The sequence below is a fragment of the Frigoribacterium endophyticum genome (genome assembly GCF_011759585.1).
Classification (GTDB): Bacteria; Actinomycetota; Actinomycetes; order Actinomycetales; family Microbacteriaceae; genus Frigoribacterium; species Frigoribacterium endophyticum.
Genome location: NZ_JAAOYV010000001.1, coordinates 706,820 through 720,156 on the forward strand (window position 1 = coordinate 706,820; position 13,337 = coordinate 720,156).

Here is a 13,337-nt window from a genome sequence, read left to right on the forward strand (position 1 = left end):
GCGAGGCTGTGGCATACTCGACGAGTTGCAAAAACGGCCCCATCGTATAGTGGCCTAGTACGTCGCCCTCTCACGGCGGTAACACGGGTTCGAATCCCGTTGGGGTCACCGATCTGATCGGTCACCACCACCGTTCAGCAACCACGAGATCCCGCCCGGCACACGCCGGGCGGGATTCGTCGTTCCAGGGCGTCTCGACCCTCCCGGTGCACGTGGGACGTCGTCACGTCTCGGTCACGACCCGGCCGCCGCCCTCGACGGCCCGCCTCCCGTGCTCGATGCTCGGGGCATGCCCTCCGACCGGACCACGCGCGCGGGCCTGCTCGTCGGGCTCGCCTGCCTCGTCGTGGTCACGCTCGGCGCGGTGCTGCTCGCCCTGAGGTCGATCGGAGGGCCCGTCGTCGCCTGCCCGGCCGTCGCCTGGGGCACGACCGTGGTCGTGGAGGTCTCGGGGGCCGCCGAGCGCGTGGCGGTCGTCGAGCTGGTGCCCGTCGGAGCCGTCGTGTCGCCGCCCGTGCCGCAGGAGGGCCCGGTCGACGACCGGCCGGCCGCCGACGGCCCCGACATCGGGCCGTGGCTCTGGCCCGGCCCGGCCGAGCGGGCCCCCGACGGCACCTGGGTCATCTCGTCGTGGGGCGGGTCGTCGTCGCCCGACGGCTCCTTCCCCGACGAGGTCGACGTGCGGGCCTGGTCCGACGGCGGCGACGTCGGTCTCGTCCTCGCCGCGTCGCGCACCGCGGGGCTCCGCTTCGAGCGCGTCGGCGGCGACGCCGTCTGCGGCGGCCCGGGGGAGGCGCGGGTCGCCCTCGAGGTGCCCCCGGCCGCCTAGTGCCGCGCCGGGGTGCTCGTCGTCACGCCCTCGGGGCCGCGCCGGCCTGCGCGGCGCGCCCCGCGACTCCCTCGTCCCACCGGGGGCGGAACTGCACCGAGATGCGCGGCCCGACCGCCTTCCTCGTCTTCGCGATCGCGTGCTCGTGGGTGCGCTGGCAGCTCCCGCCCATGACGAGCAGGTCGCCGTGGCCGAGCGGGAACCTGTCGACCCGCCCCGTGCGTCGCGAGCGGACCGCGAGGGTGCGGGGAGCGCCGAGGGACAGGATGCCGACCATCGTGTCGCGGCCGAGGCCGGAGCCGACCCGGTCGCCGTGCCAGGCGATGCTGTCGTCGCCGGTGCGGTAGAAGCACAGCCCGGCACGGCGGAAGAGCTGTTCGTCGGGCGCGCCCCGCCGGGCGTAGTGGTCGTTGAGGTCGTCACGGGCCGCGGCGAGGACGGGGTCGGGCAGGGCGTCGCCGACGCCGTACGACGAGACGAGGCGCGGCACCTCGACGACGCGGTCGTACATGGTGCGGCGGTCCGCCTGCCAGGGCACGTCGGTGACGAGCCGCTCGAAGAGGGCGTCGGAGGCGGTCGCCCAGCCGGGCACGAGGTCGAGCCAGGCGCCGTCGCCGAGCTCGAGCCGCCGCACGCGGCCGGCGAGCGGGAGCAGCTCGGGGCCGTCGTCGAGGGAGTCGAGCAGCGAGGCGGTGAAGGGGATGACCATGGCGTCACCCTACGCTCCGTTCGAACACGTGTTCTAGTCCGCGCCCGCCCCGGGCGCGTCGCTCACCCGCCGGCGACGACCCGCGCCTCCGGGGCGGCGAGCTCGCCCGCCCGGCCCTCGACGTCGACGTCGACCGGGTGCCCGGCCCAGATCGAGACCTGCAGCTGGCCGGTGTGGGTCCACAGCCGCTCGCCGCTCGCGAGGTCGTAGGCGACCACCGTCGAGCGCCCGCCCGAGCTGCCGTAGGCGAGGGCGTAGCCCACGGTCCGGCCGACGGCGGCGAGGACGGCGCCGGTGGGCAGGTCGAAGCGGGTCAGGGTGCGCCCGGTCGCGCCGTCCAGCGCCTGCACCTCGAGCGGCCGGTCGCCCGGCGCCGACGAGCTCGCGTAGACCCGGTCGTCGGTCTGCCCGACCACCCCGGCCGCGCCGGTGGCACCGAGCCCCTCGCGGCTCCAGGTGGCCCGGCCGGTCGTCCACGAGAGGCAGGTGAGCCGGTCGCGGTCGACGTCGCTGACCAGCAGGCACGACCGGCCCTCGTCGAGCGTGCCGCGGACGTCCGAGGGGGAGCGCCACCGCACCTCGCCGTCCGCGCCCCGGGCGGTCACGCCGCCGCCGGCGCCGGTCGGCCCGATCAGCAGCCCGTCGTGGACGAGGTGCCCCGAGAGCTCGTCGAGGCGCGTGCCCCAGGGGCGGGCGACGCCCGAGGTCGGGTCGACCTGCAGGGTGCCCTCGGGGGTGGCGACGACCAGCCGGTCGTCGAGGGCCAGCACGGTGCCGCTCGTCGTGCCCCGCCCCGCCCAGGTCACCCGGCCCAGGTCGCGCACGTCGCGCAGCTCGTAGCTGTAGCGCGCCCCGGCCGCCGGCTGGCGCCCCGTCACGACGACCGTGCCCGCGGCCTGGAACCGGTCGGTCTCGGTCGTCGCCCGCGGCTCCGACGCCCCGACCGTCGAGCCGTCCGCGAGCGACAGGGTGAGCAGCACCGCCCGCTCGCCCGCGACGACGCGGACGACGACGAGGCCCGTGTCGCCGGCGAGCGAGGCCGCGGCGACGTCGACCGGCCCCTCGAGGCCGAGCCGGGCGGCGTCGTCGGCGACGTCGTGCACCCAGCTGAACGTGCCCCGCCCGGTGTCGAGCAGCGCGAGCCGGGAGCCCACGCCGGTCGTCTCGCTGCCGCAGCCCGCGTCGTTCGCGAAGCCGTACGTCCAGCCCGGCCCCGCGCTGACGAGCACGCGGCCGGTGTCGACCGTCGCGGTCGGGAAGCGCAGGCACGCGGGCCGGAACCCGGGCGCGAGGGTCTCCGCGAGCGCGACCGACCACCCGGTGGTCGGCTCCTGCCGCAGGTCGACCGTCTCGACGCCGCGCCAGGGCGGCTCGGCGCCGTACTGCGGCTGGCCCGGGGCGAGGAGGGCCGCGGGCAGGGCGGCGGCCAGGAGCAGCGCGGCGTAGCCGAGGGCGAGGCGGCGACCGCGGGAGGCGCGGTGCCACCACGCGGGGCGTCGCGGCCCCGGGGCGGCCGGGCCTCGTCCGGTCCGTCCGGCCCCCTCGCCGGCACCGGCCTCGTCGTCGTCCCGTCCGGGGGCTTCGCTCGTGCTCCCGCGGCGGGCGGGCTCCCACACGGCGACGTCCGGGGTCGGCCGCGCCGGGGCCCAGCCGGGCCGCCCCTCGGGGCTCACGCCGCGCCTCCGGCCAGCCCGGCCACCACGCTCGTGCGGTCGACGAGGCGCGTGGCCACGCCGCGGCCGTCGATCGAGACCAGGCCGCCGCCCCAGAACGACACCCGGTCGTCGGAGCGCAGCGACCAGAGTCGGGCACCCGTCGCGGCGTCGTAGGCGCTGAGGCCCCGGCCCGCGGTGGGGGAGCCGTCGGTGCGCACGTAGACGACGGTGCGGGAGGCCGCGGCGACCTCGTCGAGGACGCCCAGCGGCGCCCGCCACCGGACGCGGCCGTCGGCGGCGGCGAGGGCGGTGAGGCGGGCGCCGTCGTCGGACTGGACGACGGCGTAGAGGTCGCCGCCCACCTGGCCCGGGGCGGCGGCGGCCGAGAACGCGGCGCCGAGCTCCGTCGTCCACCGGCTCTGCCCGCTGCGGGGGTCGAGGCAGGTGGCCGTGGTGCCGCCGTCGTCGGTGGTGAGGACGCAGCCGTCGGTGGCCGAGAGGCGCGGCGTCGGGCTCGGCACGGACCACAGGAGGTCACCGTCGGCGTCGATCGCCGACACGGCGCGCCTCCCGTCGGCGTCGCGGCCGAGCGTCCAGGCCACGTCGTCGCCCCCGTCGGGCGCGGTCGCGACCACGTCGGCGGCGGCGGCCGACGGGCTGGCCTCGCCCGTCCGGCCGTCGACGCGGACGGCGCGGCCGTCGACGACGATGAGCAGCCCGTCCGGGAGCAGCTGGGGCGTCGTGCCGGCGTCGACCCGCCCCTCCCACACGGGGTCGTCGAGGGCGGCCGCGTCCACGAGCGAGTACCGGTCGGGCGAGCCGATCGCTCCGGAGGAGGTGCGCAGCTGCAGCCGCCCGACGGTCGAGACGCTGATCGAGGGCACGTCGCGGCGGCCGCGGGTGGACTCGAGCGCCCGGCCGTCGACGAGGTCGAGGGCGACGAGCACGGTCGACCCGGTGGTCTGGGTCTGCACCAGCACCCGGCCGGCCGCCGGCACGACCTGGCTCGCCGGGATGCTCAGGGGGTCGGTGTCGTCGAGGTCGTCGGCCAGGTCGTGCACCCACCGCACCCGGCCGTCCCGGGAGTCGACGAGGGCCACGCGGCTCGCCCCGTCGTCGAGGGCGGCACGGCGGCAGTCCGGACCGCCGGAGGCCGTGCCCGGGTCGAGGTCGACGGAGGCCCCGACGGCGACGAGCCCGTCCACGGCGGGGGAGGGCCAGAAGTGGAGGCAGCGTCGGGGCACGCCCGGGGCCAGGCGCTCCGCCAGGTCGAGGGACCAGGCCGTGCCGGTCGGGGCGTTCCGGAGGTCGTCCACGGCCGTGCCGCCCCAGGGCGCGCCGTCGGCGTAGCGCGGCGACGCGGCCGTCCCGCCGACGGCGACGAGCGCGCTCGCGGCGACCACGGCCAGCGCGGCGACGACGACCCGGCGCATGGGCGACGGCCGCGGCGTGCGCGCCCGCGTCGTCCCGTCCGCTCCCGCCATGCTGTCGTCGGCCTCCTCGTCGAGGGCCCCGCCGACCGTGCGACGGGTGCCGACATGCTATTCGGAACCCTCGCCGGGGGCGCTCGGGGGCGCTCGGGGGCGCGGGAATGCAGCGTGTGCCCCGCCGCTTGCACCTCACGTCGCCGGGCAGGCCCTGGCGTAGACTTCGACGATCATTCCGCTGAGAAGAACTCTGGAGAGGGGCGTGCCCGTGGGCAGGACGCTTGCCGAGAAGGTGTGGGACGACCACGTCGTCGTCAAGGGGGAGGACGGCGCGCCCGACCTCCTCTACATCGACCTCCACCTCGTGCACGAGGTGACCAGCCCGCAGGCCTTCGACGGCCTCCGCCAGGCTGGTCGTCCGCTCCGCCGCACCGACCTCACGATCGCGACGGAGGACCACAACACCCCGACGCTCGCCATCGACAGGCCGATCGCCGACCTCACGAGCCGCACCCAGATCGAGACCCTGCGTCGCAACACCGCCGAGTTCGGCGTCCGGCTGCACCCGCTGGGCGACGCCGAGCAGGGCATCGTCCACGTCGTCGGGCCGCAGCTCGGCCTCACCATGCCGGGCATCACGGTGGTCTGCGGCGACTCGCACACCTCGACGCACGGCGCCTTCGGGGCGATGGCGTTCGGCATCGGCACCAGCGAGGTCGAGCACGTCATGGCGACGCAGACCCTGCCGCTCAAGCCCTTCAAGACCATGGCCGTGACCGTCGAGGGCACGCTGCGCCCGGGCGTCACCGCGAAGGACATCATCCTCGCGGTCATCGCCCAGATCGGCACCGGCGGCGGCCAGGGCTACGTGCTCGAGTACCGCGGCAGCGCGATCCGGGCCCTCTCGATGGAGGGGCGGATGACGATCTGCAACATGTCGATCGAGGCGGGCGCCCGCGCCGGCATGGTCGCCCCCGACCAGACGACCTTCGACTACCTCGAGGGCCGCGACCACGCTCCGACCGGCTCCGACTGGGACGACGCGGTCGCCTACTGGACGACGCTGCCGACCGACGACGACGCCGTGTTCGACGCCGAGGTCTTCCTCGACGCCGACACCCTCGAGCCGTTCGTCACCTGGGGCACGAACCCGGGCCAGGGCGTGTCGCTCAGCGACTCCGTGCCCGACCCGACCGCCGTCGCCGACCCGAACGAGCGCGCCGCCGCCGAGCGTGCCCTCGAGTACATGGCCCTCGAGGCCGGCACCCCGATGAAGCAGATCCCGGTCGACGCGGTCTTCATGGGCTCCTGCACGAACAGCCGCATCGAAGACCTCCGGGCCTTCGCCTCCGTCATCTCCGGCCGCACCAAGGCCGAGGGCGTCCGCGTCATGGTCGTCCCCGGCTCCGCGCGGGTCCGGCTCGAGGCCGAGGCCGAGGGCCTCGACAAGGTCTTCACCGACTTCGGCGCCGAGTGGCGCTTCGCGGGCTGCTCGATGTGCCTCGGCATGAACCCCGACCAGCTCGCCCCGGGCGAGCGCTGCGCCTCCACGAGCAACCGCAACTTCGAGGGCCGGCAGGGCAAGGGCGGTCGCACGCACCTCGTCTCCCCGCTCGTCGCGGCGGCGACCGCGGTGCGCGGCACCCTCTCCGCCCCGGGCGACCTCGACGACCTCGCCGGCACCCCCGTGCACGACGCGCTCCTCGCCGAGCGCGCCGGGGCCTCTCCCGCGCTCGCCGAGCTGGCCGGAGGCGCCGCCTGATGCAGAAGTTCACCACCGTCACCGGAGTGGCCGCGCCCCTGAAGCGCAGCAACGTCGACACCGACCAGATCATCCCGGCGGAGTTCCTCAAGCGGGTCACGAAGACCGGCTTCGAGGACGCCCTGTTCTTCTCCGCCCGGCAAGACCCCGACTTCGTCCTCAACCGGGCCGAGTACCAGGGCGCCCGCGTCCTCGTGGCGGGGCCCGACTTCGGCACCGGCTCGAGCCGGGAGCACGCCGTCTGGGCGCTCCGCGACTTCGGCTTCGACGTCGTGCTCAGTGCGCGTTTCGGCGACATCTTCCGTGGCAACTCGGGCAAGCAGGGCCTGCTCAGCGCCGTGGTCGACGAGGCCGACGTCGAGCGCGTCTGGGCCGTGCTCGAGGCCACGCCCGGCCTCGAGATGACCGTCGACCTCGAGTCGCAGACCGCCACGGCGGGCGACCTGACCGTGTCGTTCGAGGTCGATGCCTACACTAAGTGGCGCCTGCTCGAGGGTCTCGACGACATCGGGCTGACGCTCCGCGACGAAGCGGCCATCACAGAATTCGAATCCCGACGCGCCGCCTGGCGCCCGAAGACATTGCCGGTGAAGAAGTGAACTCCCTTGTCCAAGACGCAGCAGCAGCAGGAGCCCGAGTGGGTCTGAAGAGCGACGAGATCGTCATCCGCGGCGGCAAGCCGCTGATCGGCCGCATCGAGGTCCGGGGCGCGAAGAACCTGGCCACGAAGGCCATGGTCGCGGCCCTCCTCGGCGACACCCCCAGCATCCTCCGCGACGTCCCCGACATCAGCGACGTCAACGTGGTGCGCGGCCTGCTCTCCGTCCACGGCGTGCGCATCACCGACCCGGCCCGCGGCGAGATGATCCTCGACCCGTCGAACGTCGAGTCGGCGCACTTCGCCGAGATCGACGCGCACGCCGGCTCGAGCCGCATCCCGATCCTCTTCTGCGGCCCGCTGCTCCACCGCCTCGGCGAGGCCTTCATCCCCGACCTCGGCGGCTGCCGCATCGGCGACCGCCCGATCGACTTCCACCTCGACGCGCTCCGCGCCTTCGGCGCCGTGGTCGACAAGTCGTACAACGGCATCCACCTGACGGCCCCCGACGGCCTCAAGGGCGCGAACATCGAGCTGCCCTACCCGAGCGTCGGCGCGACCGAGCAAGTCCTGCTCACGGCCGTCCTCGCCGACGGGGTCACCGAGCTCCGCAACGCGGCGATCGAGCCCGAGATCATGGACCTCATCGCCATCCTCCAGAAGATGGGCGCCGTGGTCTCGGTCGAGCCGAACCGCGTCATCTTCATCGAGGGCGTGAAGAGCCTCCGCGGGTACACGCACCGGGCCATCAACGACCGCAACGAGGCCGCGAGCTGGGCCTCCGCCGCCCTCGCCACGAAGGGCGACATCTTCGTCGAGGGCGCCGACCAGAAAGACCTGATGACGTTCCTCAACGTCTTCCGCAAGGTCGGCGGCGACTTCGACGTGCACGAGGACGGCATCCGCTTCTTCCACCCCGGCGGCGAGCTCAAGCCCGTCGTCGTCGAGACCGACGTGCACCCCGGCTTCATGACCGACTGGCAGCAGCCCCTCATCGTGGCCCTGACCCAGGCGCAGGGCACCTCGATCGTGCACGAGACCGTCTACGAGAACCGCTTCCAGTTCACCGAGGCGCTGAACGACATGGGCGCGCAGATCGTCGTCCACAAGGACGGCCTGCCCGGCCACGACCGCCGCGTTGCGCGCCGCGAGTTCGAGCAGGCCGCCGTCATCACCGGGCCGACGGCGCTGCACGGCGCCGACATCCGCGTGCCCGACCTGCGCGGCGGCTTCAGCCACCTCATCGCGGCGCTGACCGCCGAGGGCGAGTCGAAGATCACCAACGTCGGCATCATCAGCCGTGGCTACGAGCACTTCATCGCGAAGCTGCGCAAGCTGGGCGCCGACTTCGACTTCCAGGGCTAGCCCGGCGTGAGCGACGCCGCCCGCGCGCACGGGGGTCCCGCCGACCCCGACGTGCCCGTCGTCCAGCCTGCCCGCCGCGTCGGCCGCTTCGGCCGGGGCAAGGAGAAGAGCGCGGTCTTCCGCGCCGTCGCCGCCGTCGGGGCGCCGCTCTTCGACCGCCTCGCGGTGATCGAGGTCCGCGGCGCCGAGAAGCTGCCGAACGAGGGCGCCTTCGTGCTCGCGCCCAACCACTGCACCAACATCGATCCCGTGGTCGTGGCGCGCCTGATGTGGACCCTGGGCCGCGTGCCGAGGTTCCTCGCCAAGGCGTCGCTCTTCCGGGTGCCGGTCTTCGGGTCGCTGATGCGCGCCATGGGGCACGTCCCCGTCGAGCGTGGCGGACCGACGCACGCGAGCGACCCGCTCGCCGCGGGCCGTGCCCTCGCCACGAGCGGCGGCGGGGTGATCATCTACCCCGAGGGCACGCTGACCCGCGACCCCGACCTCTGGCCGATGAAGGGCAAGAGCGGGGCGGTCCGCCTCGCGATCGAGGCCGGCGTGCCCCTCGTGCCGATGGCCCACTGGGGCAGCCAGCAGGTCATGGGCCGCTACTCCTCGAAGCTCAGCCTCTTCCCGCGGAAGCGCATCCTCGCGGCGATCGGCGACCCCGTCGACCTGTCGCCGTGGCGCGGCCGGCCGCTCGACCAGGCGGCGTACGCCGAGGCGACGGCGCTCGTGATGCGCCGGGTGACCGAGCTGCTGGCCGAGCTGCGCGACGAGTCGCCGCCGGCCGAGCCGTGGGACCCGCACGCGAAGGACCAGAAGGAGACCGGCCGCTTTGAGTCGCAGTGACGACCGCCAGGGCACGAGCGAGGGCGCCAGCCGCGAGGACGCCATCGGCGCCCTCGGCGAGGGCGCGGTCACGACCGAGGCGATCTCCGTCGTGATGCGCAGCGCGATCCCGCGCACGGTCGCCGTGCTGGGCTCCGGCAGCTGGGGCACGACCTTCGCGAAGGTGCTCGCCGAGGGCGGCGCCGACGTGACGCTCTGGGCGCGCCGCCCCGAGCTCGCCCGCGAGATCACCGAGAGCAAGCGCAACAGCGACTACCTGCCGGGCATCAACCTGCCCCGCACCCTCGTCGCCACGACCGACGTCGCCGCGGCCCTGGCCGGGGCCGAGCAGGTCTACCTCTCCGTGCCGAGCCAGACCCTCCGGGAGAACCTCGCCGCCGTGCGCGACCTCGTGCCGCGCGGCGTGCCGGTCATCAGCCTGATGAAGGGCGTCGAGAAGGCGACCGGGCTCCGCATGAGCCAGGTCATCGAGCAGGAGCTCGACATCGACCCCGACCTCATCGCCGTCGCCTCCGGCCCGAACCTGGCCCTCGAGATCGCCAAGCGGCAGCCGACCGCGGCCGTGGTCTCGTCGCGCAGCCTCGAGACCGCCACGGCCGTCGCCGCCACGGCGACGAACCCGTACTTCCGGTCGTTCGTCAACACCGACGTCATCGGCACCGAGTTCGGCGGCGTGCTCAAGAACCTCATCGCGGTGGCCGTCGGCATCGTCGACGGCGTCGGCTACGGCGAGAACACGAAGGCCTCGATCATCACCCGGGGCCTCGCCGAGATGACGGCCTTCGCGGTGTCGTTCGGGGCCAAGGCCGAGACCCTCGCCGGGCTCGCCGGGCTCGGCGACCTCATCGCCACCTGCGAGTCGCCGCTCTCGCGCAACAACACCGCCGGCCGCCTGCTCGGCCAGGGCTACGCCTACGGCGACGTCGTGCGCCAGATGAACCAGACCGCGGAGGGGCTCTCCTCGGTCGCCCCGATCCTCGAGCTGGCGGCGTCGCGGGGCGTCGACATGCCCATCGTGACCCAGGTCGCCGGGGTCCTCGCCGGTACGCTGGACCCGCGGAACATCGCCCCGCACCTCACCGAGACCGACGAGCCGCAGGGCGAGTAGCCGCCGGGGGCGACCGGCACCACGCCGGGGGCGACGCTCCGTCACGAACGCCACCCGCGCCTCCCACGGTCACCCCGTCGGGCGCGACGACCCAGAGGGGCCCCATGAGCAGCGAGACCGAGACCGGCGCCTACACCGACACCGAGACCGGCGCCGTGCCGGGCGCCCCGCGGCGTCAGCGCGTCGTCGTGCTGTTCGGCGGCCGCTCCAGCGAGCACTCGATCAGCTGTGCGACCGCCGGCGGCGTGCTCGCGGCGATCGACCGCGACCGGTTCGACGTCGTCCCGGTCGGCATCACCGCCGACGGCGCGTTCACGCTCCAGCCCGACGACGCGGCCCTGTTCGCCCTCGACGCCGAGTCGCTCCCGGTCGTGCGCGACAACGGCACACGCGTCCGCTGGCCGGAGTCGTCGTCGAGCCGTGAGCTCAGCGTCGTCGAGGCCGACGGCAGCGTGCGGCTGCTCGGCGACGTCGACGTGGTCTTCCCCATCCTGCACGGGCGCTTCGGCGAGGACGGCACGGTGCAGGGCCTGCTCGAGCTCGTCGGCCTGCCCTACGTCGGCGCGGGCCTGCTGGCCTCCGCGGTCGGCATGGACAAGCACTTCACCAAGACCGTCCTGCAGCAGGCCGGCATCGCCGTCGCCCCCTGGCGGACCGTCCGGGCCGGCGAGTGGCAGGCCGACCCCGAGGGCGTCACGACCGCGGTGGCCGAGCTCGGCTACCCGCTCTTCGTCAAGCCCGCGCGCGCCGGGTCGAGCGTGGGCGTCTCGCGCGTCGACGGCCCCGACCAGCTCGCCGCCGCGATGGCGGTCGGCCTCGCGGAGGACGTCAAGGTGCTCGTCGAGGCGGGCCTCGTCGGCCGCGAGCTGGAGTGCGCCGTGCTCGGCGGCCGCGCCGGGGGCGCGCCGCGCACCTCGGTCGCCGGCGAGATCGTGCTCGGCTCCGACACGTTCTACGACTTCGAGTCGAAGTACCTCGGCGGAGCGGGCGCCGACCTGGTCTGCCCCGCGCCGCTCGCCGACGACGAGCTGGCCGAGATGCAGCGCCTCGCGGCCGTCGCCTTCGAGTCGATCGACGGCACCGGCCTCGCCCGCGTCGACTTCTTCCTCACGGCGGAGGGCTGGGTGGTCAACGAGATCAACACGATGCCCGGCTTCACGCCGATCTCGATGTTCCCGGCCTGCTGGCTGGCGAGCGGGCTCAGCTACCCCGAGCTGATCACCGAGCTCGTCGAGCTGGGCCTCGAGACCGACCGCTAGGTCGCCGGGCCGCGTGCGCGGCCCTCTCCGCCGCCTAGGGCGTGGGGGAGTCGCGGGGCGCGTCGGTGGACGCACCGCCGTCGGTCGGGGCGTCGGTGGCGTCGGCCCCGCCGCTGCCGTCGGCGCCGTCGCCGCCCGGCAGGTCGCCGACGCCCACGCAGGCGCGCCCGTCGTTCGGCAGGTAGCCCACCGCGTCGGCGAGGTCGAAGAGCGGCGTGCTGCCCACCTCGTCGGTGACGATGACCTGCACGGCCGGGGTGCGGCCGTAGGTCGTGAAGATGTAGGTGTCGGGGTCGTCGGGGTCCTGGTCGCTGAGCCAGTCGACGCCGGCGACCGGGTAGCACGGCAGGTCGGAGACGGCGGGCGCGGTGACCCCGCAGCGCAGCAGCACGGCCGTGGGGGAGCCCCAGGCGCCGGTCGCCTGCGCGTCGGTCTCACGCCGTTGGTAGGGCGCGCTGTCGGGGCCGACCTGCTCGGGCAGGTGGACGGTGACCTGGGCGCAGGCCGGGTCGTTCGCGTCGTCGGCGGCCGTCATCGGCACGGCGGCGGTGCAGCCCGCGAGCACGGGGGCGAGCACGGCGACGGTGGCGGCGAGGAGGGGCAGGCGCAGGCGCCGGGCGGGGCTGGACATCCCGGCCAGGCTACCGTCGTGCACATGGAACGCACCTCCACGTCCGCCGAGCCCGCCGACGCCGCCGACGGCGCCCCCGCCCCCGCCGACCGGGGCACCGCCGCCCCCTCCGCCGCCGACACCGTCGAGAGCGCGGGCGAGCTCGCGACATTGGCGCGCATCCTGCCCCGCCTGCCCCGCGGGCTCGACACGCAGCTCGGCCCGGGCGACGACGCCGCCGTGGTGGCCGCGCCCGACGGTCGGTTCGTGGTGACGACCGACCTCATGGTGCACGGCCCCGACTTCCGCCTCGCGTGGTCGACCCCGCACGACCTCGGCTGGAAGGCCGCCGCCTCGAACCTCGCCGACGTGGCCGCGATGGGCGCGCGGCCCACCGCCCTCGTCGTCGCCCTCGCCGTGCCGCCCGGCACCCTCGTCGCCGACCTCGAGCGCCTGGCCGACGGGCTGCGCGAGGCGTGCGCCGAGATGGCTCCCGGCTGCGGGGTCGTGGGCGGCGACCTCTCGGTGTCGACGACGTTCACGGTCGCCGTCACGGCGTTCGGCGACCTCGGCGGGCGCCCGCCGGTGCGGCGCGACGGAGCCCGGCCGGGCGACGTGGTGGCCGTCTCCGGCGCCCTCGGGCGGGCGGCCCGGGGCCTCGACCTGCTGTTCCGCCTCGGCGTCGACCACGAGGGGGCCCCCGACGCCGACCTCGCGGCGGCGCTCCGCGAGCGCGACCCCGACGTCGGCTGGCAGCTCGCCCCGACGCCGCCGATCGCCGACGGCCGGCTCGCCGCGACCGCGGGGGCGACGGCCATGCTCGACCTCAGCGACGGGCTCGCCCTCGACGCCGCCCGGGTGGCCCGGGCGAGCGGCGTCGTCGTCGACCTCGACCCGGCCCGCCTCGGCGCCGACCCGCGGGTCGCCCTCGGCGGCGGCGAGGACCACTCGCTGTTCGCCACGTTCCCGCCCGGCACCGACCTGCCGGGCGGCTTCCGCCCGGTCGGCGTGGTCCGCGAGGCCGGGGGAGGCGCGCCCCGCGTCACCGTCGGGCGTCGCGACCTCGACGAGGTCGGCGGCTGGGACCCGTACCGTCTCTGGAGCGGGCAGGCGGGCTGAGGCCGGGCCGCGACTCCGCGGAGGGCCCGGAGCCGCGGGGCCGGAGCCGCGGGCCCGGAGCCGCG

The 13,337-nt window shown here is 75.3% G+C and carries 12 protein-coding genes and 1 tRNA gene; 9 read left to right on the forward strand and 4 right to left on the reverse strand.

What is annotated here, in order from left to right; translation table 11 throughout:
• Window positions 1-35: 35 nt before the first annotated feature.
• Together FHR77_RS03310 and FHR77_RS03315 are read left to right on the forward strand one after the other, a co-directional pair.
• Window positions 36-108: transfer RNA gene (locus tag FHR77_RS03310), tRNA-Glu, on the forward strand.
• A gap of 181 nt (window positions 109-289) precedes the next feature.
• Window positions 290-829, forward strand: a complete 540-nt coding sequence (locus tag FHR77_RS03315; protein WP_167258813.1) for a hypothetical protein — start codon at window positions 290-292, stop codon at window positions 827-829.
• A 22-nt stretch (window positions 830-851) separates the two neighbouring features.
• Here the strand turns inward: FHR77_RS03315 and FHR77_RS03320 are convergent, their stop codons facing one another.
• From FHR77_RS03320 to FHR77_RS03330, 3 genes are all read right to left on the reverse strand, one after another.
• Window positions 852-1,538 (reverse strand): alpha-ketoglutarate-dependent dioxygenase AlkB, encoded by a 687-nt coding sequence (locus FHR77_RS03320; protein WP_167258815.1) that lies wholly within the window; start codon window positions 1,536-1,538, stop codon window positions 852-854.
• Window positions 1,539-1,600: 62 nt separating this feature from the next.
• On the reverse strand, window positions 1,601-3,211 hold the full coding sequence (locus FHR77_RS03325; protein ID WP_167258817.1) for a PQQ-binding-like beta-propeller repeat protein: 1,611 nt from the start codon (window positions 3,209-3,211) through the stop codon (window positions 1,601-1,603).
• On the reverse strand, window positions 3,208-4,677 hold the full coding sequence (locus FHR77_RS03330; protein WP_167258819.1) for an outer membrane protein assembly factor BamB family protein: 1,470 nt from the start codon (window positions 4,675-4,677) through the stop codon (window positions 3,208-3,210). Before FHR77_RS03330 ends, FHR77_RS03325 begins: the two co-directional genes overlap by 4 nt.
• Before the next feature lie 211 nt (window positions 4,678-4,888).
• Here FHR77_RS03330 and leuC point away from each other — a divergent pair, with 211 nt between their 5' ends.
• The 6 genes from leuC (at window position 4,889) to FHR77_RS03360 (ending at window position 11,543) form a co-directional block, all read left to right on the forward strand.
• Entirely contained in the window at window positions 4,889-6,382 is a 1,494-nt protein-coding gene (gene leuC / locus FHR77_RS03335) for a 3-isopropylmalate dehydratase large subunit (protein ID WP_424955524.1), read from the forward strand.
• A complete protein-coding gene (leuD, locus tag FHR77_RS03340) occupies window positions 6,382-6,981 on the forward strand; it encodes a 3-isopropylmalate dehydratase small subunit (RefSeq protein WP_167258821.1) in 600 nt (199 codons plus the stop codon). The genes leuC and leuD overlap by 1 nt, the downstream gene beginning before the upstream one ends.
• Window positions 6,978-8,345 carry a UDP-N-acetylglucosamine 1-carboxyvinyltransferase gene (murA, locus tag FHR77_RS03345; RefSeq protein WP_056053530.1) on the forward strand — a complete coding sequence of 456 codons (1,368 nt, stop codon included), beginning with the start codon at window positions 6,978-6,980 and terminating at the stop codon, window positions 8,343-8,345. Before leuD ends, murA begins: the two co-directional genes overlap by 4 nt.
• 6 nt (window positions 8,346-8,351) lie before the next feature.
• Window positions 8,352-9,176 carry a lysophospholipid acyltransferase family protein gene (locus tag FHR77_RS03350; protein ID WP_341777200.1) on the forward strand — a complete coding sequence of 275 codons (825 nt, stop codon included), beginning with the start codon at window positions 8,352-8,354 and terminating at the stop codon, window positions 9,174-9,176.
• A 94-nt stretch (window positions 9,177-9,270) separates the two neighbouring features.
• Window positions 9,271-10,284, forward strand: a complete 1,014-nt coding sequence (locus FHR77_RS03355) for an NAD(P)H-dependent glycerol-3-phosphate dehydrogenase (protein WP_056055762.1) — start codon at window positions 9,271-9,273, stop codon at window positions 10,282-10,284.
• Between the two features lie 104 nt (window positions 10,285-10,388).
• On the forward strand, window positions 10,389-11,543 hold the full coding sequence (locus FHR77_RS03360) for a D-alanine--D-alanine ligase family protein (protein WP_167258823.1): 1,155 nt from the start codon (window positions 10,389-10,391) through the stop codon (window positions 11,541-11,543).
• Window positions 11,544-11,577: 34 nt separating this feature from the next.
• Here the strand turns inward: FHR77_RS03360 and FHR77_RS03365 are convergent, their stop codons facing one another.
• Complete coding sequence (locus FHR77_RS03365) at window positions 11,578-12,174, reverse strand: DUF3515 family protein (protein ID WP_167258833.1); 597 nt, start codon at window positions 12,172-12,174, stop codon at window positions 11,578-11,580.
• A gap of 24 nt (window positions 12,175-12,198) precedes the next feature.
• Between FHR77_RS03365 and thiL the strand changes: the two genes are divergently transcribed.
• Window positions 12,199-13,272, forward strand: a complete 1,074-nt coding sequence (gene thiL / locus FHR77_RS03370) for a thiamine-phosphate kinase (protein ID WP_167258834.1) — start codon at window positions 12,199-12,201, stop codon at window positions 13,270-13,272.
• Window positions 13,273-13,337: the final 65 nt, after the last annotated feature.

What these genes read in the sequence shown, in the direction of transcription:
- leuD (WP_167258821.1), top strand. Translation starts at nt 6,382, where the DNA reads ATGCAGAAGTTCACCACCGTCACCGGAGTGGCCGCGCCCCTGAAGCGC.
- thiL (WP_167258834.1), top strand. Translation starts at nt 12,199, where the DNA reads ATGGAACGCACCTCCACGTCCGCCGAGCCCGCCGACGCCGCCGACGGC.
- FHR77_RS03315 (WP_167258813.1), top strand. Translation starts at nt 290, where the DNA reads ATGCCCTCCGACCGGACCACGCGCGCGGGCCTGCTCGTCGGGCTCGCC.
- FHR77_RS03365 (WP_167258833.1), bottom strand. Translation starts at nt 12,174, where the DNA reads ATGTCCAGCCCCGCCCGGCGCCTGCGCCTGCCCCTCCTCGCCGCCACC.
- FHR77_RS03320 (WP_167258815.1), bottom strand. Translation starts at nt 1,538, where the DNA reads ATGGTCATCCCCTTCACCGCCTCGCTGCTCGACTCCCTCGACGACGGC.
- FHR77_RS03360 (WP_167258823.1), top strand. Translation starts at nt 10,389, where the DNA reads ATGAGCAGCGAGACCGAGACCGGCGCCTACACCGACACCGAGACCGGC.
- FHR77_RS03330 (WP_167258819.1), bottom strand. Translation starts at nt 4,677, where the DNA reads ATGGCGGGAGCGGACGGGACGACGCGGGCGCGCACGCCGCGGCCGTCG.
- FHR77_RS03355 (WP_056055762.1), top strand. Translation starts at nt 9,271, where the DNA reads ATGCGCAGCGCGATCCCGCGCACGGTCGCCGTGCTGGGCTCCGGCAGC.